Source organism: Micromonospora sp. NPDC049089 (assembly GCF_040648775.1).
GTDB lineage: Bacteria > Actinomycetota > Actinomycetes > Mycobacteriales > Micromonosporaceae > Micromonospora.
In genome coordinates, this window is the sequence record NZ_JBEZEH010000007.1 from 26740 (window position 1) to 49384 (window position 22645).

23 protein-coding genes are annotated in these 22645 nt (G+C 72.2%); 13 read left to right on the forward strand and 10 right to left on the reverse strand.

What is annotated here, in order from left to right; genetic code table 11:
* Positions 1–100 precede the first annotated feature (100 nt).
* Together AB0B48_RS02745 and AB0B48_RS02750 are read right to left on the reverse strand one after the other, a co-directional pair.
* Positions 101–841, reverse strand: coding sequence for a response regulator transcription factor (locus AB0B48_RS02745; RefSeq protein ID WP_357195015.1), 741 nt, complete (start codon positions 839–841; stop codon positions 101–103).
* Entirely contained in the window at positions 820–2073 is a 1254-nt protein-coding gene (locus tag AB0B48_RS02750) for a histidine kinase (RefSeq protein ID WP_357194898.1), read from the reverse strand. The genes AB0B48_RS02745 and AB0B48_RS02750 overlap by 22 nt, the downstream gene beginning before the upstream one ends.
* 132 nt (positions 2074–2205) lie before the next feature.
* On the opposite strand from AB0B48_RS02750, the gene AB0B48_RS02755 reads away from it, so the two are divergent.
* The 4 genes from AB0B48_RS02755 to AB0B48_RS02770 are packed head-to-tail and all read left to right on the forward strand — an operon-like array spanning position 2206 to position 5241.
* Positions 2206–3102, forward strand: coding sequence for an ATP-binding cassette domain-containing protein (locus AB0B48_RS02755; protein ID WP_357194902.1), 897 nt, complete (start codon positions 2206–2208; stop codon positions 3100–3102).
* On the forward strand, positions 3099–3893 hold the full coding sequence (locus AB0B48_RS02760) for an ABC transporter permease (protein ID WP_357194905.1): 795 nt from the start codon (positions 3099–3101) through the stop codon (positions 3891–3893). The genes AB0B48_RS02755 and AB0B48_RS02760 overlap by 4 nt, the downstream gene beginning before the upstream one ends.
* Before the next feature lie 2 nt (positions 3894–3895).
* The gene (locus AB0B48_RS02765) at positions 3896–4645 is read left to right on the forward strand and encodes a hypothetical protein (RefSeq protein WP_357194907.1); all 750 of its coding nucleotides are present in this window, start codon (positions 3896–3898) and stop codon (positions 4643–4645) included.
* A gap of 32 nt (positions 4646–4677) precedes the next feature.
* Entirely contained in the window at positions 4678–5241 is a 564-nt protein-coding gene (locus AB0B48_RS02770; protein ID WP_357194910.1) for a heme-binding protein, read from the forward strand.
* A gap of 1 nt (position 5242) precedes the next feature.
* Here the strand turns inward: AB0B48_RS02770 and AB0B48_RS02775 are convergent, their stop codons facing one another.
* The 3 genes from AB0B48_RS02775 to AB0B48_RS02785 are packed head-to-tail and all read right to left on the reverse strand — an operon-like array spanning position 5243 to position 9492.
* On the reverse strand, positions 5243–6277 hold the full coding sequence (locus AB0B48_RS02775; protein WP_357194913.1) for a hypothetical protein: 1035 nt from the start codon (positions 6275–6277) through the stop codon (positions 5243–5245).
* 42 nt (positions 6278–6319) lie between these two features.
* Positions 6320–8749, reverse strand: a complete 2430-nt coding sequence (locus AB0B48_RS02780; protein WP_357194916.1) for an ABC transporter permease — start codon at positions 8747–8749, stop codon at positions 6320–6322.
* Positions 8743–9492 carry an ABC transporter ATP-binding protein gene (locus tag AB0B48_RS02785; RefSeq protein WP_357194919.1) on the reverse strand — a complete coding sequence of 250 codons (750 nt, stop codon included), beginning with the start codon at positions 9490–9492 and terminating at the stop codon, positions 8743–8745. Before AB0B48_RS02785 ends, AB0B48_RS02780 begins: the two co-directional genes overlap by 7 nt.
* Before the next feature lie 169 nt (positions 9493–9661).
* On the opposite strand from AB0B48_RS02785, the gene AB0B48_RS02790 reads away from it, so the two are divergent.
* Complete coding sequence (locus AB0B48_RS02790) at positions 9662–10819, forward strand: sensor histidine kinase (RefSeq protein WP_357194922.1); 1158 nt, start codon at positions 9662–9664, stop codon at positions 10817–10819.
* On the forward strand, positions 10816–11484 hold the full coding sequence (locus AB0B48_RS02795) for a response regulator transcription factor (RefSeq protein ID WP_357194925.1): 669 nt from the start codon (positions 10816–10818) through the stop codon (positions 11482–11484). Before AB0B48_RS02790 ends, AB0B48_RS02795 begins: the two co-directional genes overlap by 4 nt.
* A 64-nt stretch (positions 11485–11548) precedes the next feature.
* On the opposite strand, the gene AB0B48_RS02800 is transcribed toward AB0B48_RS02795, so the two are convergent.
* The gene (locus AB0B48_RS02800) at positions 11549–12856 is read right to left on the reverse strand and encodes a hypothetical protein (protein WP_357194928.1); all 1308 of its coding nucleotides are present in this window, start codon (positions 12854–12856) and stop codon (positions 11549–11551) included.
* Between the two features lie 125 nt (positions 12857–12981).
* Between AB0B48_RS02800 and AB0B48_RS02805 the strand changes: the two genes are divergently transcribed.
* Entirely contained in the window at positions 12982–13521 is a 540-nt protein-coding gene (locus AB0B48_RS02805; RefSeq protein ID WP_357194931.1) for a DUF1697 domain-containing protein, read from the forward strand.
* A gap of 41 nt (positions 13522–13562) precedes the next feature.
* Here AB0B48_RS02805 and AB0B48_RS02810 read toward each other — a convergent pair whose 3' ends face one another.
* On the reverse strand, positions 13563–14543 hold the full coding sequence (locus AB0B48_RS02810; RefSeq protein ID WP_357194934.1) for an MBL fold metallo-hydrolase: 981 nt from the start codon (positions 14541–14543) through the stop codon (positions 13563–13565).
* Positions 14544–14697: 154 nt separating this feature from the next.
* Positions 14698–15609 carry a serine hydrolase gene (locus tag AB0B48_RS02815; RefSeq protein WP_357194937.1) on the reverse strand — a complete coding sequence of 304 codons (912 nt, stop codon included), beginning with the start codon at positions 15607–15609 and terminating at the stop codon, positions 14698–14700.
* Between the two features lie 52 nt (positions 15610–15661).
* Between AB0B48_RS02815 and AB0B48_RS02820 the strand changes: the two genes are divergently transcribed.
* On the forward strand, positions 15662–16627 hold the full coding sequence (locus tag AB0B48_RS02820; RefSeq protein ID WP_357194940.1) for a LysR family transcriptional regulator: 966 nt from the start codon (positions 15662–15664) through the stop codon (positions 16625–16627).
* Between the two features lie 97 nt (positions 16628–16724).
* Positions 16725–17576, forward strand: a complete 852-nt coding sequence (locus AB0B48_RS02825) for an aldo/keto reductase (RefSeq protein ID WP_357194943.1) — start codon at positions 16725–16727, stop codon at positions 17574–17576.
* 115 nt (positions 17577–17691) lie between these two features.
* Here AB0B48_RS02825 and AB0B48_RS02830 read toward each other — a convergent pair whose 3' ends face one another.
* Positions 17692–18534 carry a helix-turn-helix transcriptional regulator gene (locus AB0B48_RS02830; RefSeq protein ID WP_357194946.1) on the reverse strand — a complete coding sequence of 281 codons (843 nt, stop codon included), beginning with the start codon at positions 18532–18534 and terminating at the stop codon, positions 17692–17694.
* 102 nt (positions 18535–18636) lie between these two features.
* On the opposite strand from AB0B48_RS02830, the gene AB0B48_RS02835 reads away from it, so the two are divergent.
* A complete protein-coding gene (locus tag AB0B48_RS02835; protein ID WP_357194949.1) occupies positions 18637–19389 on the forward strand; it encodes an SDR family oxidoreductase in 753 nt (250 codons plus the stop codon).
* 88 nt (positions 19390–19477) lie between these two features.
* Here the strand turns inward: AB0B48_RS02835 and AB0B48_RS02840 are convergent, their stop codons facing one another.
* The gene (locus AB0B48_RS02840; protein ID WP_357194952.1) at positions 19478–19993 is read right to left on the reverse strand and encodes a GNAT family N-acetyltransferase; all 516 of its coding nucleotides are present in this window, start codon (positions 19991–19993) and stop codon (positions 19478–19480) included.
* Between the two features lie 133 nt (positions 19994–20126).
* Between AB0B48_RS02840 and AB0B48_RS02845 the strand changes: the two genes are divergently transcribed.
* From AB0B48_RS02845 to AB0B48_RS02855, 3 genes are read left to right on the forward strand one after another with little or no spacing between them, the layout of a single operon-like run.
* Positions 20127–20681 carry an NAD(P)H-dependent oxidoreductase gene (locus AB0B48_RS02845; RefSeq protein WP_357194954.1) on the forward strand — a complete coding sequence of 185 codons (555 nt, stop codon included), beginning with the start codon at positions 20127–20129 and terminating at the stop codon, positions 20679–20681.
* A 27-nt stretch (positions 20682–20708) separates the two neighbouring features.
* Positions 20709–21722, forward strand: a complete 1014-nt coding sequence (locus tag AB0B48_RS02850; protein ID WP_357194957.1) for an ATP-binding cassette domain-containing protein — start codon at positions 20709–20711, stop codon at positions 21720–21722.
* Positions 21719–22576, forward strand: a complete 858-nt coding sequence (locus tag AB0B48_RS02855; RefSeq protein ID WP_357194960.1) for an ABC transporter permease — start codon at positions 21719–21721, stop codon at positions 22574–22576. Before AB0B48_RS02850 ends, AB0B48_RS02855 begins: the two co-directional genes overlap by 4 nt.
* Positions 22577–22645 lie beyond the last annotated feature (69 nt).

The window sequence follows — 22645 nt, forward strand, 5'->3', positions numbered from 1 at the left end:
ACCGACATCCTCGGCCATGGGTACGGCGGACACCGGACGAAAGTTCAATTCCGGTACGCGGTAAGCAGATCGTCCGCCGACAGGCCGGCGCGACCGGCCGTCAGACGAGGCCGGCGTCGTGCACGAGCAGGGCCACCTGGACCCGGTTGTTCAGCTCCAACCGGGTCAGCAGTCGGGACACGTAGGCCTTCACCGTCGCCACGCTCATGAACAACTCCCCCGCGATCTCCGCGTTGGTGTGACCCCGCCCGAGCGCGACCGCCACCTGCCGCTCCCGCTCGCTGAGCCCGGCGAGGAGCCGCAGCGCCCGTTCCCGGCGCGGATCCGGGCCGACCGGGCCGGGGGCGGCGGCGGTCACGTGGGCGATCAACGTCCGGGTCACCGTCGGCGAGAGCGTCGCCTCGCCCGCCGCGACCCGGCGTACGGCGCGCACGATCTCCGCCGGCGGGGTGTCCTTGAGCAGGAAACCGGCCGCCCCGGCGCGGAGCGCCCGCAGGACCTGTTCGTCGGCGTCGAAGGTGGTCAGCACCAGCACCTCCGGCGGGTGCGGTTGGGCACGCAGCGCCTCGGTGGCGGTCAGCCCGTCGACCCGCGGCATCCGGATGTCCATCAGCACCACGTCCGGGGCGTACGCGGCGACGGCCGCCGGCACCTCGCCACCGTCGGCCGCCTCGCCGACCACGGCCAGGTCCGGCAGACCGCCGAGGATCATCGAGAGCCCGGCCCGGACCAACGCGTCGTCGTCCACGATCAGCACGCGTACCGGCGGCCCGGCCACTCCGGCCGGCCCGGTCGCGTCCGGCGGTCCGGCGGGGCTGGTCACGCCGGCCACGGCAGCCAGGCGGCCAGCCGGAAGTCACCGCTGTCGTCCCGACCGTAGGCGAGCCGCCCACCGGCCAGGGTGACCCGTTCACTGATGCCGACCAGGCCCGTGCCGGCACCCGGCAGCGTGCCGCCGGCCGGCACGCCGACCGGCCAGCGGTTGCCGATAGCCACTGTCAGTCCGGTGCCTGGCCCGCCGGCTACATCGACGGTGACGGCCGCGCCGGCCGCGTGCTTGCGGGCGTTGGTCAGCCCCTCCTGCACGATCCGGTACGCGGCCCGACCCAGCGCCGCCGGCACCTCCCCCGGGCTGGCGACGCTGTCGCTGACGTTGACCCGCACCCCGGCCGACCGCGACTCGGCGATCAGCGCCGGCAGGTCGGCGAGGGTGGGCTGCGGCGGCTCGGGGGCGTCGCCGGCACCGTCGTCCTCGGCGCGCAGCACCCCGATCACCTCCCGCAGGTCCTGAAGGGCCGCGTGCGCGCTGCCCCGGATCACCCCGGCGGCCCGGGCCACCTCCTCGGCCGGCGCGTCCGGGCGGAACTCCAGAGCACCCGCGTGCAGGCTGAGCAGCGATATCCGGTGGGCCAGCACGTCGTGCATCTCCCGGGCGATCCGGGTGCGTTCGAGGTGGCGGGCCTGGGCGATCCGCAGTTGCTGCTCCGCCTCGGCCCGCTCGGCGCGCTCGCGCAACGACACGATCAACTGTCGGCGGGCCCGCACGAACATCCCCCAGGCCAGCACCGCGAAGGTGATCACCACCCCCCAGGTCACAGTGGCCCAGTACGGCATCACCGGATCTGGACGGGTCCAACTGAAGACCAGGTTGGTGAGGAGCCCGGCACCGGTGACCGCGACCGCGACGGCGGTCCGGCGATGCACCACCACTGTGAAGTAGATGATCAACAGCGGGATGGCGGCGGCCATCGAGAACAGGTTCAGCGGCAGGGTGGCCAGGGCCAGCCCGAGCGGCCACCGCCGACGCACCCAGAGCAGCCCGCAGCAGACCAGCCCGAGCACCGTGTCGACGCCGACCATCCAGTCGTGCGGCAGCGCGATCGCCGCCTCTGGGTTGGGCGACAGGGCGTCGAAGGTGACGAACAGCACCCACAGCAGCCCGAGCAGGAACGCCAGGCCATCCACCACCCAGTCACGCGTGGTGCGGCGCGGCCGCTCCCGGACACGCTCGGCCGGCACCACCAGCTCCCCTGGCAGCAGCCACGGGTGCTCCGGAACGGCGATGCTGGTCACGCGCCCATGCTAGGCAGCCGACGGGCGACACGACCAGCTACCAAAGTCGAGATCCGATGATCGACCAAGGTCGAGACGGCACCGACCGGTGGCCGCAGCGGATGGCCGGGCGGCGCGGGCAGGCTCAACCGCATGATCACCGTAGAGAACCTCACCAAGCGGTACGGGCCGCACCCGGCCGTGGACGACGTGTCGTTCCACTGCGAGCCGGGCACCGTCACCGGCTTCCTCGGCCCCAACGGCGCCGGCAAGTCGACCACCATGCGCATGATCTGCGGGCTCACCGCGCCGACCGCCGGCCGCGCCACCGTCTCCGGGCGCCCCTACCGGGAGCTGCCCAACCCGGGGCGCGAGGTCGGGGTGCTGCTGGACGCCTCCGCCCAGCACGCCGGGCGGACCGGCCGCGAGGCGTTGACGCTGTCCGCGTACACCATGGGTCTGGACCGGCGCGAGGTCGCCGCGAAGCTCGACCTGGTCGGGTTGAACGCGGTGGCCGCGAAGCGTCGGGTCCGGGCGTACTCGTTGGGCATGCGCCAGCGCCTGGGCCTGGCGCACGCGCTGCTCGGTGACCCCCGGGTGCTGATCCTCGACGAGCCGGCCAACGGCCTGGACCCGGAGGGAATCTTCTGGATGCGCGGCCTGCTGCGTGACTTCGCCGACCGGGGCGGCACCGTGCTGCTCTCCTCCCACCTGCTGCGCGAGGTGGAGGCGGTCGCGGACCGGCTGGTGGTGATCGGGGGCGGCCGGATCGTGGCCCAGGGCGACAAGAACGAGCTGCTGGCCGGGGGCGGCACTGTGGTTCGCGCCCGCGACGACGCGGCGCTGCGTCGGGCGCTGGAGGTGGCCAACCTGAGCGCCGCCGACAGCTCGGAGGGCCTGCTCGTGCAGGCCGACGCCGAGGCGGTCGGCCAGGCGGCGGCCGATGCCGGCGTCGCGCTGGCCGAGCTGCGACCCGCCAGCGGCGGCGGCCTGGAACAGCTCTTCCTCACCCTGACCGCCGGCGAATCGACCAAGGAGGCCGTTCGATGACCACCACCACCGCGCCCGCCGCCGGCGCCGTCGCGCCACGGCACCACTCTCCGGTACGCCGCCCGTCGTTGCTCCGTCTCAGCGCCGTGGAGGTGCGCAAGCTCGTCGACACCCGGGCCGGCCGCTGGCTGCTGATCACCATCGGTCTGATCGTCGTCGCGGTCGTCATCCTCCTGCTGATCTACGGCGCGGATGACGAGCTGACCTTCTTCACCTTCTACGCTCCGTCGCTGTTGCCGGTCAACGTGCTCCTGCCGGTGCTGGGCATCTTGTCGATCACCAGTGAGTGGTCCCAGCGCACCGCTCTCACGACGTACGCGCTGGTGCCCCGGCGGGAACGGGTGGTGACGGCGAAGCTGATCGCCGTGGTGCTGGCCGCGCTCGCCTCGTTGCTGGTCACCCTGGCCGTCGCCGCCGCCGGGACGCTCGTGGCGTCCGCGACGGGCGGCGCGGGCACCTGGGATGCCACCGCACCGCTGATCCTGAACACGGCGATCGCCCAGGTCGCCGGCGCGCTGATGGGTGCCGCCTTCGGTCTGCTCCTGCTCAACCCGCCGCTGGCCATCGTCGGCTACCTGCTGCTGCCGACCCTCTGGACGGTGCTCAGCGAGGTGGTCCGGCCGCTGCGCGGGCCGGCCGGCTGGCTTGACCCCAACCAGACGATGGAACCCCTGTTCACCAGCACCGTCACCGGTGAGCAGTGGGCGCGGTTGGGGGTGTCCCTGCTGGTCTGGCTGGTCTTGCCGCTGGCCGCCGGGCTGTTCCGGACGCTCCGCCGCGAGGTGTCCTGACCATGGACATGGCCGGCTACCGACCACGCACCGTGGTCAGCGGCGGCCCGGTGGAGCTGGCGGTCCTGTGGGGTGGCTTTCCGCTGCTCGGCGCGGGCGCCGGATGGCTCCTCGCGGCGGCGACGGGCTGGCTCGCCCGGCTGCCCTGGGTGCCGTTCAGCGACCTCATCGAGTGGTTGGACCGGCTGCCCGAGCCGCAGGCCACTGCCGGCACGATCGGGGTGGGCGTCCTGGCCGGCCTGGTCATCGCCGGGATCGGCACCGCCGAACGGTTGATCGTCACCGTCGACGGGGCGCAGGTCCAGCTGCGCCGCTCGGATGAGAACCGGACCATCGCCCGGGTCGACACCCGGGTGGTCTTCCTCGCCGACAAGCACCTGGTGCTGCTGGACGCCGACGGCGCGGAACTGGTCCGGGAGTCGACGGACCTGCCGGCGGCCCAACTGGCGGCGGCGTTCCGGGAGCACGGCTGGGGTTGGGCGGACGACGACCCGCACCGGTCGGCGTACCGGCTGTGGGTTCTGGACCTGCCCGGGTTGCCGGCCGGCGCGGACGCGCTGCTGCGTGCCCGGGAACGGGCCATCGAGCGGGACCGCCGCGACGACGCCCGGGAGTTGCGCCGCGAGCTGGGGCAGATCGGGGTGGTGCTGCGCGACGAGGACAAGCGGCAGTACTGGCGGTTGACCACCAGGGCACTCCCCGCCGGGCCGGAGCGGCCGACTTCGGCCGAGCGGGAGCCGGACGGGCGGTAGCGTCTGTCCCAGCAGACCCTGGGAGCCGCGCGATGACCGAACAGCAGCCGTACCGGGTGGTGTCTCGACACCCCGGCTTCGAGCTGCGTCGGTACCCCGCCCACCTGGTGGCCGAGATGCAGATCCAGGCGTCGTTCACCCGGGCGCCGATCGAGGCGTTCCGGCCGCTGGCCGCGTACATCGGTGGCGCCAATCGGGCCCGGCACCCGATCGGCTCCGCCGCGCCGCCGATCGCGGCGGCCAGCGGCTCGGAGAAGATCGCCATGACCGTGCCAGTGGTGCAGATCGAGGGTGAGTGGCCGGGCGCGTACCTGATCCAGTTCGTCATGCCGGCCAGCTTCACCGCCGCCACAGTGCCCGAGCCGGTGGACGCCCGGGTGCGGATCCGCGAGATCCCGGCGCGGCTGGCGGCGGCGATGCGGTTCTCCGGGCGGTGGACGGAGCAGGCGTTCAGCGAGCGGGCCACCATGCTCGGCCGGTCGGTGACCGCGGCCGGGCTGCAACCGACAGGTGCCATCCGGTACGCGCGCTTCGACCCGCCGTGGAAGCCGTGGTTCCTGCGCCGCAACGAGGTGGTGCTGCCGGTCGTCGAGTGAGCTAGCGGAGCTGCCGACGGTCCTCGACGCTCGGCCGCGCCAGCAGCACTGCCATTCCCAACCCGGCGAGCAGCCCGACCAGGGAGACCAGTAGATCGGAGTCGGCGGAATTGATCGGGCTGTTGCCGGCCAGCGCGGTGAACGCCGCGCCGATCGGCATCAGGATCATCATGGAGATGGCCGTGGCCACCAGGAACACCACCGGACCCACGAGCGCGATGAGCGCGGCCAGGGCGTGGTGCCGCCAGATCGGCCGCCCGCCCGGCCAGTCCCAGGCCAGGAGTGTGACTCCGGTGAGCAGCACCGCCCCGAGAGCGGCCTCCGGCAGGAGGCGTGTGCCGGGCGCTGTGGCACGGACCCACCCGACGCCGAGCACTGCCACCACTGTGAGGCCGGCCGCCAGCCCGACGCGAACCCGGGTCCGCACCGGAGCGGCCGCCAACGCGGCACCGACAGCCAGGGCCACCAGCAGCGCCGCCGTGGCCAGCGCACCCTGGTGCAGTTCCGGCTCCCGGTCGGTCGGTGACTCCATTCCGGCCGCCACCAGCGTCAGGACCCCGGCCACACAGGCGGCGCCGGTCAACACCCGCCGGTTGGTGGCCGGAGTCGCGCCGCGCTCCCGTGCCGACTCCGTATCGGGCTCCCCCATTGGCGGCACGGCACGCTCCCACCACAGCAGCAGCGCCGCGACCACGCCGAGCACGGCGTAGCCGGCGACGGCGAGGCGCACCGTCGCGCCGACGCCGATCAGGTCGGCCCGGTCGACAGCCACGTCGGCCGCGATCCAGCAGCCGCCCAGCACCACAGCCGGGCCGCTCCACCGCATCTGCCCCCGCCCGGCCAGCACCAACCCGAGCGGCACCGCCATGATCGCCATGAACCGCAGGTCGCGCGCCCAGTAGGCGTTGTTGCCCGGCAGGTGCTCCGACCACGGGCCGAGCGGCTCGGTCAGCGGCTGCCACGTGGTCATGCCGTACGCCCAGAGCGCGACGGCGGCGGCGGAGAGGATCAGCCCGACCGGGCGCGCGAATCGCATCCATGGACGGTAGCTGGCCCATCGTCCGCGCGGGGGGCGCTGTCATCCGACGAGGCCCACCGGTGACCGGGCGGGACGGTGGCGCAGCAGCCGCCACGTCGGCAACACACTGGACAGCACCGCGAGCAGCAGGCACAGCCCCACCACCCCGGCGATCACCGACCATGGCATCACCAGGTCGACGGGGGCACCGACCTGCTCGGCGAGGCCGGCGCTGATGCTGAGCAGACCGACGAACGCGACAGCCCCACCCAGCAGCGCGCCGATCAGGACCACCAGCACGGACTCCGCCGTGACCAGCCAGATGACCTGCCGTCGGGTCGCCCCGGCCATCCGGATCAGCCGCAGGTCCGCGGCGCGGCCGGCGGCGGCCAGCAGAAGCGTGTTGGCCACCGCGACGGCCCCGTAGCCGGCGGACACCCCGATCAGCAGCAGTGTGAAGAGCCAGACGAGGCGGTCCTCGGCGGCGTCCGCCTCGGCCGCCCAGCCCGGCACGTCGAGGATCCGCGCGCCGACCGGTGGATCGATGCGGTCCCGGACGTACACGGTGGACGTCAGCGCCGACGGGTCGTGCGCCCGCACCACGGCCCGGGGCACCAGCAGGTCGCCGGGGATCGAGGTGTCGTCGACCACGGCGACGACGCGCAACGGCACCGTCGTCCCGTCGGCGAAGACCACCGGGTACGGCTCCGACGGCAGGCGGTTCGCCGAGGCGGTGACCACCACCGTGTCGTCGCCCCTCAGGTCGTTCAGCGAACCGGCGACGACGGTGAGCACCCGGTTCGCGGCGGCGAAGCCCTCCGGGTCCACGCCGAGCGCTGTCATCGGCCGGTCCGGTGGCGACGTTCCGGGGTCGGTGCGGTAGACGGTGGTCGGCAGGAGCGCGGTGCCACCGGTCGCGGCGACGGCCCGGTCGGACAGGCCGGGTGCGCGGTCCGGCACGACGATCCAGCCGGCGTTCACGTTATCCGCCCGACCCGCGGCGTACGCGGCGGTGCTGGTGCGCACCATCCCGGACACCAGCACCGCGAACGCGACAGTGAGCAGCACCGGCGCGGCGATGGCGGCGGTCCGCCGGGTCGCGGTCAATGCCCCGCCCCGGACCAGCATCCCGATCGCGCCACCGGGCCGACGCACCGGAGAACGCAGCAGGCGCACCAGCGGCCCGACCACCACCGGGGCGAGCACCGTGGTGCCGGCCACCAACGCCATCACCGCGTAGAGCGCGTACTGCGCCCCCACCCGAGCCTCGTCGGCGGTCGCCGTGCCGAGGCTGAGCGCGGCCCCCGCCGCGAGGAGCAGCACCCCGGTGGCGGCGCGCACCCGCCCTACCGGTCGCTGTTCCACAGCAGCCTCGCGTAACGCCTCCAACGGGCGGACCCGCGCCGCCCGGCGGGACGCCGACCAGACGGCCAGCACCGCGATCACCGGCCCGGCCGCGAGCGAGACCGCGATCGGCCAGAGTTCGTAGCGGACCCGGAAGGTCGACGGTTCGAAGCCGACGTCGACCAGCAGCCGACCCAGCAACGGGGCGAGCGCCGCGCCCACCAGCAGGCCGACGAACCCCGCCGAGACGCCGACGGCGAGCGCCTCGGCGTACACCATCCGGCGAACCTGGCCCCCGGTGGCACCGACGGCGCGCAGCAGACCCAGCTCACGGCGGCGCTGCGCGATGGTGAACGCGAAGGTGGAGGCGACCACGAACACCGTGACGAAGCCGGCGAGGGCCGCCGTGGCGGCGAGCACCTGCATGCCGATCCACCGGGTACGGGCGTCGCCGCGCGGCTCCAGCGCACCACGGGCGGCACCGGTGAACACCAGTCCGTCGCCGCCGACGACTCCGCGAGCCGCCGTGGCGACCCGCTCGGGGTCGGCGTCCGGGGCGAGCACCAGCCCGATGGCCCGCACGCCGGGCGCGAGCGCGGCGGCGACCTCGTCCGCGACGTGGACGCCGGGTCCGTCGACCAGACCGGTGACGGTGTACGACTCCGGGCCCGCCGCGGTCAGCAGTGTGACCGGTGCGCCGGCGCGCAGTCCGAGCGCGCTGTCGACGACCACCTCGCCGGGCCGGCGGGGTGGCTCGCCAGCCGTGAGGCGCAGCCCACCCAGTTGGGCGCTGGACCAGCCGTGCCCCTGGTAGGCGTCCTCGCGCCGGGTGTCGGCGGCCGAAGGCCGGCCGTCGACGAGCGGCTGGGCGTAGAAGGTGCGGTCCGGCACCGCCGCTACCACGTCCGGCAGACCGGCCAGCCTGCCGACCAACTCCGCCGCCGCGCTGGCCGACCAGGGCCGGGTCGGCACGAACTCCTCAGCGGACGCACCCGCCTCGGGGCTCTGCACCACGACCGCCGCCCGCGCCAGCCGGTCCGGCACCTGCGGGCGGCCGGAGGCGAGCAGCAGGGTGGCCGCCGCGACAAGCGTGACCCCGATGGCCACGGCCACGAAGGCGCTGGTCGACCGCCGGACACTCAGCACGACGACTCCGCGACGGCTTCCCGCTGGGCGATCCGGGCGGCGACGGCGGCGGCGGTGAACCCGCCGGTCAGCTCGTCGACGACGCGGCCGTCGGCCAGCAGGAGGACCCGATCGGCGTACGCGGCGGCGGCGGGATCGTGGGTCACCATCACGACGGTCTGCCCGTGGTCGTCGACGAGTGCCCGCAGCAGCCGGAGCACCTGCCGGGAGGACGCGCTGTCCAACGCCCCGGTCGGCTCGTCGGCGAAGACCACCGCCGGGCGGGTGATCAACGCTCGGGCCACGGCGACGCGCTGCTGTTCCCCGCCGGACAACTCACTCGGCCGGTGCCCGGCCCGGTCGGCGAGACCGACGGCGTCGAGGGCGGCGATCACGTCCCCGGCTGGCGGGCGACGGCGGGCCAGGCGCGACGGCAACTCGACGTTCTGCGCGGCGGTCAGCGTGGACACCAAATTGAACGCCTGGAAGACGAAGCCGATCCGGTCGCGCCGCAGCCGGGTCAGCGCGTCCTCACTGAGGTTGTCGAGGCGGGTGCCGTCGATCGTGACGGTTCCCTCGGTCGGGCGGTCCAGCCCCGCCGCGCAGTGCAGCAGTGTCGACTTTCCCGAGCCGGAGGGCCCCATCACCGCCGTGAACGTGCCGCTCGCGAAGCGCGTGGTCACGCCGTCGAGCGCCGTAACCCGCCGGGTGCCGGTGCCGTACACCGCTCGCAGCCCCGTCACTGTCACCGTGTCTGTGGTCATGACCGTTACGGTCCCGAACGCGGGGGGTACGGCGCGTCGTGCCGGAGCGGGCACTTTCCGGCCCTCCCCCGGGTGGATTCGCAGGCCCGGCAGCACCGGTACGTCGTCCTCGGGGATGACGGCCCACAGGCGGACGCGGTCGATCCAGCCGATCGTTACCGTTCGACTGGTGACTGCTCTCCTGTTGACCCGACGGATGCGGCCGGTGGACCTGTACACGGTGGACGCCCTGCTGGCGGTTGCCGTCGGCGGGTTGCTCTGCCCGTACGCCGCGCTGGAGTCGCCGCTGCACGGTGGCGTACGCGAGCCGCTCTGGGTGTCGGTGCTGGTCGGGATGACCCTCGGGCTGCCGTTGGCCGTCCGGCGACGGTGGCCGATGGCGGTGGCCGTCGGGATCAGCTCCGTCGCCACCGTCGCCCTGATCACCGGGGTGATCCCCAACTTCGCCGCCGCCGCACCGGCGCTCGCCATCGGACTGTCCTTCTACACGGTGGCCGTGGCGACGCCCACCCGCCGGTCGCTGCTCTGCGCCGCCGGTTGCCTGGCGCTGGTGAGCGTCGGCCTGGTGCTGACCGCGGGGGACCTCTGGTCGCGGACCGGCGCTGTCGCCTACGCCGCCGTCATGGTCGCGCCGGCCTGGGTGATCGGTTGGCAGATCCGGGAGCGACGAGCCCTCGCCACCCGGCAGAGTGACCAGCTCGTTCGTCAGGCTGCCACCGAGGAGCGGTTGCGGGTGGCGCGTGAGCTGCACGACGTGGTCGCGCACACGCTCAGCCTCATAGTGGTCAAGGCGGCCGTCGCCAACCACGTCGCCGAGGCCGACCCCCGTGAGGCGGGTGCCGCGCTCCGGGTCATCGAGGAGACCGGCCGCACCGCGCTGACCGACGTACGTCGGGTGCTCGGCGTGCTGCGCGAGGACAGCCCGTACGCGCCGACGCCAGGGCTGGACGAGTTGCCCCTCCTCGCCCGGCAGGCGGCGATCGGCGGGGTCGACGTGCAGCTCGACGTGCGGCGGGACGAGCCGGCGGGCGCGGTGCCGGAGTCGGTGGGCCTCGCTGTGTACCGGATCGTGCAGGAGGCGGTGACGAACGTGGTGAAGCACGCGGCGCCGGCCTCCTGCCGGGCCACGGTGACCGTCCTGCCCGACGAGGTGCGGGTGGAGGTGGCCGACGACGGCCAGCGGCCGGTCCTGCTCGGCGGGGAGGGGCACGGGTTGATCGGCATGCGGGAACGGGTGGCGTTGCACGGCGGGGAGTTCCGCGCCGGGCCCCGCCCCGACGGTGGCTTCGCGGTGACGGCCAGCCTCCCCTACCGGGTGGCCGCATGATCCGCGTGCTGATCGTCGACGACCAGGCGTTGCTGCGCGGCAGTTTCCGGTTGCTGGTCGATCTCAGCCCGGACTGCACCACTGTCGGTGAGGCGGGCACCGGCGTGGAAGCTGTCGCGTTGACCGGGCAGCACCGGCCGGATGTGGTGCTGATGGACGTCCGGATGCCGGAGATGGACGGCATCGAGGCGACCCGGCGGATCTGCGCCGACCCGGCGACGGCCGACACCCGCGTCATCATTCTGACCACGTTCGACCTCGACGAGTACGTCTACGGGGCGCTGCGCGCCGGGGCCAGTGGGTTCCTGCTCAAGGACACCCCACCGGCGGATCTGCTGACCGGGATCCGGGTGGTCGCCGCCGGGGAGGGGCTGCTCGCGCCGACGGTGACCCGCCGGCTGATCGACGAGTTCGCCCGGCAGCCGGAGCCGACCCGGCCGCTGCCCCGCCAGCTCGACGGGGTGACCGATCGGGAACGGGAGGTCCTCGCGCTGATCGCCCGGGGCCTGTCCAACGCGGAGTTGGCCGCGCACCTCAACCTCAGCCAGGCCACCGTCAAGACGCACGTCGGGCGGCTGCTGACCAAACTGGCGGTACGCGACCGGGCGCAACTGGTCATCGTCGCGTACGAGACGGGCCTGGTGGGTCCCCACCGGTCGGGGTAGCGAGGTCGTGTGTCGACGAGGGCGCGGGAACATCCGATCTGGACGCCCCCGCGCCCCATCGAGATCAGCTGACGTACACCGACGCGCTGGTCGCCGACTGGAAGTCGGTAGAGGTGCCGGGGTAGACGACCCGCCAGAACCCAGCCGTCTTCCGGTAGATCGACGTGGCGAAGTCGTAACTGCCGCCAGCGTAGATGGTGGCCTGGGTGCCCCAGGTGTCGTCGTCGCCGGTCGCCGAGAACTGCACCTTCAGCGGCACCGTCCCCGGGGACAACCCGCCGTTGAACTCCATCTCGCCGCTGAGCGTCACAGTCGTCGCGTTCTCCCGGGCCGCCGAGAAACTGCGGAACGCGGCCGGTTGCAGCACGGAGATGTTCGTGCTGGCGACCGCGGCGCTGACGAAGTCGTCGTCCATCGAGTAACCCACCTGGAGGCGGCCGGTCTCGTACGGCGAGGTGGTCAGTGAGTACCGACCGTCCGCGTCCGTGGTGGCGGAGCCGAGGTACGTGCGGCAGTAGTCGGCGCTCATGCAGAGGGAAACCCCCGGCTCCACACCGGGCACCGGCACCCAGCCCTCCGGCGTCCGCCAGGTCAGCCGACCGCTCACCGTGACGTTCTCATCCTTGAGGATCTTGGGTCGGTCCGTGTCGATGGTGATCCGCATCGGCCGCTTGGTGATCGTGATGGCGGTCTCGGCCGAACGCGACGAGCCGTGGAAGAGATGGTCGTTGTCATAGCGGTAGTTCGCGTACACCTGCACGTCCTTGCGGCCGATCGTGACAGTGCCGGTGAAGGAACCGTCGGCCCTGGTGGTGACCGCGTCCCAACTGAAGTCGGCGTTCACCGTCATGGGGAATCTCCCCAGGGACCTGATCTCGCCGCTGCCCGGCCAGCGCCCCTTGAGCCATCCCCGCACTGTCACGTTGCGGTTCTCATAGGTCACAGTGGTGCGGTTCAGCGTGACGTTGTCGAAGAACGTGACCACCGAGTAGTCCAGGTCGCCGGCATCGGTCTGGGTGACGTGGTGACCGGCCTCGTCGGTGACCTCCACGTCGACCCGGTAGTAGCCGAGCTTGTCGAGGATGATCGGGTTGGATCGCCACACGCCGTCACGCTCGGTGCCGGACTGGAGGTAGAAGTCCTCCTGAACGGCAACCTCCGCCCCGGTGTTGTACTCGCGGATGTGCGCACGGACATCGGTGACGTCGCTGGGCGACGTGATGGACACCAGCAACGTGCCCCGATCGAGGTCGTAGTCGCTGTGGGCAGACGTGACGATCGGGATCTCGTCGGCGTGTGCGGTCGTGGGAAGCCCCACGATCGCTGTCGCTGCGGCGACGGCGATCGCCACGGCAAAGCGGGAACGGATCAAAGTTGACCTCCAGGGAAGACCGGCGATTCGCTCAGTGGCATCCGGCGGTGGGAGCTTATCGATCCCGTCCGACAGCTCCGCGCACACCGCTAGGCTGACGTCGTACCCATGTGGACGGAGGAGCCATGACCCGCTACGTCGCACTGCTGCGTGGGGTGAACGTCGGCAGCACCCGGCTGGCGATGGCCGACCTGCGTCGGATCGTCACCGACCTCGGGCACGAGGACGTCCAGACGTACCTGCAGAGCGGCAACGTGGCCTTCGGCAGCTCGGTGCGCGACGCGGAGAAGCTGGCCGCCGGCATCGCGCGGGCGCTGACCGACGAGCTGGCGTTGACCGTGCCGGTGCTGGTACGCAGCGCCCGGGAGCTGGCGGCGATCGCCGGCGGCAACCCGTACGCCGACCGGGAGGACGACCCGACGCGGCTGCTGGTGGCCTTCCTCGCCACCGCACCGGAGAAGTCCACAGCGGATGCCCTGGCCGTGCCTGGTGGCGAGAACGTGTCGTTCACTGTGACCGGCCGTGAGGTGTTCCTGCACTACGTCGACGGCGGTTACGGGCGGTCGAAGTTCACGAACGCGTACCTGGAGAAGAAGCTCGGCGTGGTGTCCACCTCCCGCAACTGGAAGTCGGTGCGGGCCCTGGCGGAGATGGCCGCCTCCTGACCGGGTGGGGGTCGCGGCTCGGCGACCCCCACCGACGCTGCTCAGAAGTGGTACGCGGTCTCGTACTCGGGCACCAGCACCCGGCTGCGCGGCGAGATCCGGCGCACCGCCGCGATCATCTCGTTCAGCCGGGTGCGGTCGGTCGGGGCGACCGGCGGCGGGTTCTGCAACGCCGTCTCGAAGTTGTCGTAGTGCACCGGCACCACGACCTTCGGGTAGTCCAGCCCTTCCAGCAGCCGGGGCAGGTAGTCGCCGGTGGTGGTGGCGTTCTGCATGGCCACCATCGCCACGTCGGGCGCGAGGCCGGTGAGGTTCCGCTCGGCGACGTCACTGGCCCCGGTGAAGTAGACCGACGGCCCGCCGTCGACCCGCAGCAGGTAGCCCAGCGTGTCGCCCTCCGGCAGGTCGGCGATGGTGGCCGGCTGCGGCGGCGGGCTCACCCGCACCCCGGGAAACGCCACCGAGTACGACGGGTTGCGGCTGTGCAGCGAGCCGACCACCTCGACGCTGTGGTCGCCGAAGTCCAGCACCTCCCCACCCTTCACGGAGCTGAGCTGCGTCGACGGCACGTCGTAGGCCAACCCCAGGTGGTACGCGGTCAGCGTGCCGAACACCCGCGCCCCGGTGCGCTTGGCGATGTACGGCACATCCATGAAGTGGTCCCAGTGGGTGTGCGTGACGAGCACCGTCGTGGCCCGGTCGACCCGCGGGTCGATCACGTCGGTGCGCACCGTCAACGTGGTGTCGGTCTTGAACGCCCCGGTGAACAGCCCGGTGTCGATCCGGCTGAGGAACGGGTCGACGAGAACGGTGCGGTCGCCGATGTCGACGCGCCAGCCGGCAGTACCCCACCAGCGGAAGCTGACCGCGCCCTTGCGGCGAGCGGTCGGCCCGGGGGCTGCGGCGGTCGAGGGCGCGGCCTGGGCCGGGGTGGCGACGCCGGCGGCCAGGCCACCGGCGGAGACCAGGGCGGTGGTGGCGGCGGCGTCGCGCAGGAAGCGTCGGCGGTCGAGACTGGGCATGCGGATGTACTCCCCGTGGTCGGGTGATGTGTCGACCACGAGCCAACCAGCGGCACCCGGCCGCGGTCCAAGATCAAGGACCGTCGACTTCGATACGCCGCCGAATATCGGTGCTGCTCAGCAGGGGTGCGGCGGCGCTCGGCGGGTCGCGTAATCAGTCGCCGCGCAGCGCCTCGACGGCAGTGCGGGCGGCCTCCCCCATCGCCAGGTCCACGTCGATGCGGCGCGGGGTCAACTGTTCGGCGCGGGCGAAGACCGCGATGGCGTACCGGCCGCCGTCGGGGTATTCGGCGACCCCGGCCTCCAGGTGGAACCCGGGCAGGGTGCCGGTCTTTCCGGAGACCCGGACGCCGGGCGGGAAACCGGCGGCCAGCCGGGTCCAGAAGATCTGCCGGGCCATCCAGGTGCGGACCATCGCGCAGGCCGCCGCCGGCCCGGCCTCGTCCCGCCAGATCAGCGTGAGCAGCCGGGTGATCTCCCGGGCGGTGCTGGACGTGGTGTGCGCGGGGTCGAAGACCCGCATCGCCCGCACCCGGTCCGCCGGCAGCGTGGGGAAGATGCGGGCGAACTCCGCCTCGGTCCGGGCGCCCACGTCGGCGAGCATCATCTCGACCAGTTCCCGAGGGCCACCGAGGACCCGGGTACGGGTCAGCCCCAGCTCGACGGCGAGCATCGGCAGCAGGTCCGGGCCGACCCGGCGCAGCAGCAGATCGGCGGCCGTGTTGTCGGTGACCGACATGGCGAAGTACGCGAGGTCGCGCAGCGACACCTCGGCGTCGTCGTCGCAGCCGGCCAGACCCCATCCACCGAGCCGGTCGGCGGCGGTGACCAGCACCCGCTCGGTCGGGTCCAGCTGACCGGCCTCGACCTGCCGGGCGAACTCCAACACCAGCAGGATCTTGAAGATCGAGGCGATCACCACCTGCTCGTCGGCCCGTACCCCGACCTCCCGAAGCCCGCCGCCCCCGACGGCGTCCGGGTCGACGGCGTCCAGGTCCACGACGTGCAGGCTGGCCGTCACCCCGACGGCGGCGAAGATGGCCCCGATGCGTTCCTCCACGTCCACGCCAGCACGGTAACCAGTGCCGCCCCGGTAGCGCTGGCGTAGGGTCCCGGCAGTGGATCTGCTCCGGCACCTGCGGCACTTCGTGGTGGTCGCACACGAACTGCACTTCGGCCGGGCCGCTGAACAGCTCGGGATGGCCCAGCCGCCGCTGAGCCAGTCGATCCAGCGGCTGGAACGGGAGCTGACCGTCGAGCTGTTCGACAGGTCCCGCCGCCAGGTGCGCCTCACCACCGCCGGTGAGCTGCTGCTCGGCGAGGCGGAGGAACTGCTCGCCGGCGAGGGTCGACTCCGCAGCCTGATGGGGCAGATCCGCGCCGGTGAGCTGGGCGTACTCCGGGCCGGGGTGCCGCCGGAGACGCCCGCCGTGACGTTGCGCTCGCTGCTGGACGGGCTCGCCACCCGGGCGCCCGGCCTGGACGTGGAGCTGCACGAGCTGACCACCGCCGAGCAGGTGCGGATGCTCACCGAGCGAACCCTGGACGTGGGGCTCGTCCACCACCCGGTGGCGGCGGACGGGCTGCGCTTCGGCGCCCCTGTCGACGTACCCCTGGGGGTGCTGCTGCCGCGCACCTCGCCGCTGGCCCGCGGCCGCGAGGTGACGCTCGCGTCGCTGGCCGGTCTTGATCTGGTGGCCGCTCCCCGCGCCACCGCCCCCGGCTGGCACGACCACCTGCTGGCGGTGTGCCGGCAGCACGGTTGGCGCCCGGACCGGGTGCGCCCGGCCCGCAACCCGGAGTTCCTCTGCGGGCTGGTGCTGGCCGGCGGCGGAGTGGCAGTGGAACCGGCGGCTGTGGCCCGCCGGGAACCCCGGATGGCCTGGCGGCCGATCACCGACGCGCCGCTGGCCAAGCGCACCTCGGGGGCCTGGCCGGACCGGTCGGCGCACCCGGCGGCGGCGATGTTCGGCCAACTCGCCGCGGAGGTGCTGGCCGCCGCCGAGCCCACAGTGCCCGCGCCGCCCGTGACGTCGGTGCCGGCGGCACGGCCGTGGCCGGTGCTGTTCGACACGACCGGGTGAACCGGTCCGCCGTTGCGTTCGTCACCTCCGGTTGGGCGGTGGATCGTCCACCCGCACGGGTATGGATGACAGGAAACGAAGACGCGAAGGAGCCGCAGTGGCAATCACGATTCCCGACATCAGCCTGAATGACGGCACCACCATTCCGCAGCTCGGCTTCGGGGTGTTCCAGATCGAGCCGAAGGACACCGTCTCGGCGGTGACCACCGCCCTCGAGGTGGGCTACCGGCACATCGACACCGCTGAGATGTACGGCAACGAGGCCGAGGTCGGCGAGGCGGTACGGATGTCCGGCCTCGACCGGGGCTCGGTCTACGTGACCAGCAAGCTCAACAACGGCTTCCACCGCCCCGACGACGCCCGCAAGGCGTTCGACTCGACCCTCGCGGCGCTGAAGATGGACCACATCGACCTGTTCCTGATCCACTGGCCGTTGCCGACCCTGTACGACGGCGACTACGTCTCGACCTGGAAGGTGCTGGAGGAGTTCCAGCGCGACGGCCGGGCCCGCTCGATCGGCGTGTCGAACTTCCAGGTGTCGCACCTGGAGCGGCTGGCCGACGAGGCGAGCGTCGTGCCGGCGGTCAACCAGATCGAGGCGCACCCGTACTTCACCAACGACGAGGTCCGCGCCTACGGTCGCGCGCACAACATCCTCACCGAGGCGTGGTCGCCCATCGCGCAGGGCAAGGTGCTCGACGATCCGACGGTGGTCGACATCGCCGGGCAGCTCGACCGGTCCCCGGCTCAGGTGGTGCTTCGCTGGCACGTGCAGCGCGGCGACATCATCTTCCCGAAGTCGACCACCCCGAAGCGGATCGAGGAGAACACCCGGATCTTCGACTTCGAGCTGGACGACGCGGCGATGGAGCGGATCACCGCGCTGGACAAGGGCGAGGCCGGCCGGCAGGGCCCGAACCCGGACACCTTCGCCTACGTCCCCCGCTGACCTGAGCCCGCCGCTCGGCGGGCAGGTCTCCTGAATGCGTGATGCCTCAGAGTCATCTTGATGACTGTGAGGCATCACGCTGTTTCCGGCGGGTCAATCACGCTGTTCCCGGCGCTCAGGAGCCGACGCGCTCGGCGATCCGACGGAACACCGCGTGGGTCGGCGATCCGGGCTCGGGGACGTAGACGATCATCCGCTGGTCGGTCTCCGGCACCAGCAGGACGCGGCACTCGAACTCCAACGGCCCCAGCTCGGGGTGCGGCACCCGCTTGACGACCGGTCGGCGTTCCTCGACGTCGTGCTCGGCCCAGAGCCGGGCGAACCGGGGTGAGGTGCCGAGCAGCTCGGTGACCAGATCACGGATCGCCGGGTCGGCCGGGTAGCGCCCGTAGGCGGCCCGCAGGTCCGCGACAGTGCTTCGCACGAATCGGATCACCTCGGCATCGGTCCAGTGGGCGCTGGTCGCCGGCTGCCGGAACGTCCAGCGGATCATGTTGCGGTCCGCGCCGGGCACTGCCGCGAGATCCCCCACGAAGTACGTGGCCAGGCGGTTCCAGGCCAGCACGTGGTACGCGGCGTCGACGAGGTACGCCGGGGTCTCGGTCATGGCGTCGAGCAGGTGCCGCAGCCCCGGAGTCACCTCCCGGCTCGGACCGACGGTGGACGGCGGGTTCTCCCCGGCGATCCGGAACAGGTACTCGCGCTCGTCCCGGCTCAACATGAGCGCCCGGGCCATCGACGCGAGCACCTGCCGGGACGGGTGCGGTCCGCGGCCCTGCTCCAGCCGGATGTAGTAGTCGATCGACATCCCGGCGAGCTGCGCGACCTCCTGCCGGCGCAGGCCGGGGGTACGTCGGCGTTCGCCCTCGGGGAGCCCGACCTCGGCGGGGCGCAGCCGGGCGCGGCGGGCACGCAGGAACGCCGCCAGTTCGTCACGCCGCAACCCGCTGCTCGTCATGACCCCAGCATGCCTCGACCCGGGCCGGCCAGGGTGGTACCACCGGTCCCAGCCTCGGCCCGTCTCTCCCGGGACGCCGTCGGCGCGGCCACGCTCTTCGTCATGACGAACACGATCGCCCTGATCACCGGGGCCAACAAGGGAATCGGCTTCGCCACCGCCCGGCAGCTCGGCGCCCAGGGGATGACAGTGTTGGTGGGCGCCCGGGACGCCGAGCGGGGTCGGGCAGCCGAACGGGAACTGCGCGACGGCGGCGCGGACGCCGTGTTCCTCCCGCTCGACATCACCGACGCCGAGTCGGTGACGGCCGCCGCGAAGCGGGTGGAGGCGGAGTACGGCCGGCTGGACGTGCTGGTCAACAACGCCGGCCTCGTCCTCGCCGACGGCGCACGAGGGCTGCCCAGCGAGACGACGGTGGCGACGCTGCGCCGGCTGTACGAGACGAACGTCTTCGGGGTGGTGGCGGTGACGAACGCGATGCTGCCACTGCTGCGCCGGGCGCCGGCCGCCCGGATCGTCAACGTGTCGAGCGAGGTCGGCTCGATCGCCCTGATGACCGACCCGGCCGGCGCGCTGTTCGAGCTGACCTCAGTGCCGTACCCGTCGTCGAAGGCGGCGTTGAACATGCTCACCGCGATGTACGCCAAGGAGCTGCGGGACACCCCGATCACCGTGAACGCGGCGAACCCGGGCTACTGCGCCACCGACCTCAACGGCAACAGCGGCTTCCGCACGGCCGAGCAGGGCGCCGAGGTGAGCGTGCACCTGGCCACCCTGCCGGCCGACGGGCCGAGCGGGCTGCTCTGGGGCTTCCAGATGGACGCGGGCGGCGGGTACGGCGTGCTGCCCTGGTGACGGTGAGCGCTTGACCTGGAGCTGACCGCCGAGCAACGGCACCGCCTCGACACCACCTGGTGACCTGTCACCGGCCGCCCCGCCGACCTCAGCTCGCTGTCGGTGGGGCGGTCAGGTCGAGCTGCCAGTCGTTGGCCCGCATCATCTGCCCCGGCGGGTATTCGAAACCGGTCTCGCCGAGCAGCGTGAAGCCGGCCTTGCGGCACACCGCGTTCGAGGCGGGATTGTCGACCGAGGGGTAGGCGTGGGCGTAGTGCCGGTCCCGTCGGGCGCGGGCCACGTCCAGCACCGCGCGCACCGCCGCAGTGGCCAGCCCCTGCCCCCGGTACGCGGGCAGCACCGCCCAGCCCAGCTCGTACACCGGCTGGTCGCGCCACTCGCGGGCCCAGTAGCCGACGCTGCCCGCCCGCACCCCGTCCGCCAGCACCAGCGTGAACATGCAGCCCTGCTCGGTGCCCGAGAAGTGCACGTACCTGTCGTGCCGGGCGAGCACCTGCTCGTCGGTCTCCGGGCCACCGGTGTGCTTGCGGGTCTCCGGTGAGTTGAGCTGCCGCAGCAGGTCGAGGTCGTCCTCGTGCCACGGCTCGATGCGTACCTGTGCCATTGCGCTCCCCCGTTCGTCGACCCCCAGTCAAGCCGATCCCACCGACATTTCGCCCCCGAACCACGCCCGCTAGATCGGATCTAGCGGGCGCCTGTCGTCACCTCGCGCCTTCACTGTGGAAGGGGGGTGGGCCATGGCACCGTTGCGGATCACCGTGATCGTCGGCAGCACCCGGGAGGGGCGGGTCGGCGACCGGCTGGCGCACTGGTTCGTCGAGCAGGCCGCGCGGCACGACGACCTGACGGTGACGGTCGTTGACCTGACCGAGTACGACTTCCCGGCCACCTACCCCGCCGAGCCGACCGCGTCCATCCGGGCGTTCGTCAGCGAGGTGGGCCGGGCGGACGCGTTCGTCGTGGTCACCCCCGAGTACAACCACAGCTTCCCGGCACCCTTGAAACAAGCCATCGACTACGCGTACGACGAGTGGCAGGCCAAAGCGGTCGGCTTCGTGTCGTACGGCTGTCGGTCCACCGGCCTGCACGCGGTCGACCAGTTACGTACCGTCTTCACCGCACTGCACGCGATGACGGTGCGCGACGTCGTCGGGATCGACCTGCTCGCCGGCGAGCCGACCGCCCAGTGCACCGACGAGCTGCGACGCGACGTCGGCGTCCTGCTCGACCAGCTGCGCTGGTGGGGTCTGGCACTGCGCGACGGCCGGGCGGCTCGACCCTACGTCTCCTGAACACGTCCGACGCGAAAGGTAAGGATCATGAGTAGACGCACCACCGGTCTGGCCATCGAGGCAGAGGGGCTGACCCGCTCGTTCGGGGACACCCGGGCGCTGGCCGGCATCGACCTCCAGGTGCCCGCCGGCACCGTCTACGGCCTGCTCGGCCCGAACGGCGCGGGCAAGACCACGGCGGTCCGGGTGCTCGCCACCCTGCTGCGACCCGACGGCGGCTCGGCCCGGGTCTTCGGGCACGACGTGGTCACCGAGGCCGACAAGGTCCGGTCCCGGGTCAGCCTCACCGGCCAGTACGCCTCCGTCGACGAGGACCTGACGGGTACGGAGAACCTGGTGCTCCTGGCTCGCCTGCTCGGCCTGCGCAAGCCGGCCGCTCGGGATCGCGCCGCGGCACTGCTGGCCGCGTTCGGGCTAACCGATGCGAGCGACCGCCAGGTGAAGAAGTACTCGGGCGGCATGCGGCGACGCATCGACATCGCCGCCAGCATCCTGAACACCCCGGATCTGCTCTTCCTCGACGAGCCGACGACCGGCCTCGACCCGCGCAGCCGCAACCAGGTGTGGGAGATCATCCGGGCGGTGGTGTCGCACGGCACGACGGTGCTGCTGACCACCCAGTACCTCGACGAGGCCGACCAGCTCGCCGGGCGGATCGCTGTCGTCGACAACGGCCGGGTGATCGCGGAGGGCACCCCGGGTGAGCTGAAGTCGTCGATCGGCTCCGGCACCGTCCACCTGCGACTGCGCGACCCCGCTCAGCGCTCCGAGGCGGAGCGGGTGCTCCGGGAGGCGCTCGACGTGCCGGTGCAGCTCGCCGCCGACCCGGTGGCGTTGACCGCCCGCGTCGGCGAGGCCGGCACCGACCTCGACGCCAGCTCCCAGGCCGCTCGCGTACTCGGCGACCTGGCCCGCGCCGGCATCGTGGTCGACAACTTCTCCCTCGGCCAGCCGAGCCTGGACGAGGTCTTCCTGGCCCTGACCGACCACCCCGCCGTGCCGACCGACGAGCGCGACGACGAGCTGGAGGCAGCCCGATGAGCGACACCACGACCACCACTACCGAGCGGGCGCCGACCGTCTACGTTCCGTCCGCCGAGGCGCTGGCCACTGTGCTCGCGCCCGGTTCCCGACCGCCCCGGCCGAGCGCGCTGAGCGCGTCGCTCACCTTCGGCTGGCGGGCCATGCTGAAGATCAAGCACGTGCCGGAGCAGCTCTTCGACGTGACCGCGTTCCCGATCATCATGGTGCTGATGTTCACGTACCTGTTCGGTGGTGCCCTCGCCGGCAGCCCGCGTGACTACCTGCAGTTCTTCCTGCCCGGCATCATGGTGACCAGCGTCGTCATGATCACCATGTACACCGGCGTCGGCCTCAACACCGACATCGAGAAGGGCATCTTCGACAGGTTCCGGACGCTGCCCATCTGGCGTCCGGCCGCCCTGGTCGGCATGATCTTCGGCGACGTGCTGCGCTACATCCTCGCCGCCGTGGTGATCCTGAGTCTTGGGCTGGTGCTCGGGTTCCGCCCCGAGGGCGGGGTGGTCGGGGCTGTTACCGGGATCGGGCTGCTGGTGATCTTCTCGTTCGCGTTCTCCTGGGTGTGGACGTTCTTCGGGCTGATCCTGCGCAGCGAGAAGTCGGTGATGGGGGTCAGCATGATGGTGCTGTTCCCGCTGACGTTCCTGAGCAACGTCTTCGTCGAGCCGAGCACCATGCCCGGCTGGCTCCAGGCGTTCGTGAAGGTCAACCCGGTGACGCAACTGGTGGCCGCGATCCGGGGAGCGATGAGCGGTGACTCGGACCCGTCGGCGACGATGTGGCTGCTGCTGTGGAGCGCCGGCTTCGTCCTGGTCTTCGGCACCCTGACCATGTACAAGTACAACCGCCGCTAGCCCACCCCACCCACCCCCGCGATCTTGCACTTTCTGTCCCGACAAGGGTGACGAATCCACCTGAACCGG

Bases quoted from the DNA above. Each gene is read 5' to 3' on its own strand.
- AB0B48_RS02755 (WP_357194902.1), top strand. From the start codon at position 2,206: ATGATCACCGTAGAGAACCTCACCAAGCGGTACGGGCCGCACCCGGCC.
- AB0B48_RS02760 (WP_357194905.1), top strand. From the start codon at position 3,099: ATGACCACCACCACCGCGCCCGCCGCCGGCGCCGTCGCGCCACGGCAC.
- AB0B48_RS02765 (WP_357194907.1), top strand. From the start codon at position 3,896: ATGGACATGGCCGGCTACCGACCACGCACCGTGGTCAGCGGCGGCCCG.
- AB0B48_RS02770 (WP_357194910.1), top strand. From the start codon at position 4,678: ATGACCGAACAGCAGCCGTACCGGGTGGTGTCTCGACACCCCGGCTTC.
- AB0B48_RS02775 (WP_357194913.1), bottom strand. From the start codon at position 6,277: ATGCGATTCGCGCGCCCGGTCGGGCTGATCCTCTCCGCCGCCGCCGTC.
- AB0B48_RS02785 (WP_357194919.1), bottom strand. From the start codon at position 9,492: ATGACCACAGACACGGTGACAGTGACGGGGCTGCGAGCGGTGTACGGC.
- AB0B48_RS02795 (WP_357194925.1), top strand. From the start codon at position 10,816: ATGATCCGCGTGCTGATCGTCGACGACCAGGCGTTGCTGCGCGGCAGT.
- AB0B48_RS02805 (WP_357194931.1), top strand. From the start codon at position 12,982: ATGACCCGCTACGTCGCACTGCTGCGTGGGGTGAACGTCGGCAGCACC.
- AB0B48_RS02810 (WP_357194934.1), bottom strand. From the start codon at position 14,543: ATGCCCAGTCTCGACCGCCGACGCTTCCTGCGCGACGCCGCCGCCACC.
- AB0B48_RS02830 (WP_357194946.1), bottom strand. From the start codon at position 18,534: ATGACGAGCAGCGGGTTGCGGCGTGACGAACTGGCGGCGTTCCTGCGT.
- AB0B48_RS02835 (WP_357194949.1), top strand. From the start codon at position 18,637: ATGACGAACACGATCGCCCTGATCACCGGGGCCAACAAGGGAATCGGC.
- AB0B48_RS02840 (WP_357194952.1), bottom strand. From the start codon at position 19,993: ATGGCACAGGTACGCATCGAGCCGTGGCACGAGGACGACCTCGACCTG.
- AB0B48_RS02845 (WP_357194954.1), top strand. From the start codon at position 20,127: ATGGCACCGTTGCGGATCACCGTGATCGTCGGCAGCACCCGGGAGGGG.
- AB0B48_RS02850 (WP_357194957.1), top strand. From the start codon at position 20,709: ATGAGTAGACGCACCACCGGTCTGGCCATCGAGGCAGAGGGGCTGACC.
- AB0B48_RS02855 (WP_357194960.1), top strand. From the start codon at position 21,719: ATGAGCGACACCACGACCACCACTACCGAGCGGGCGCCGACCGTCTAC.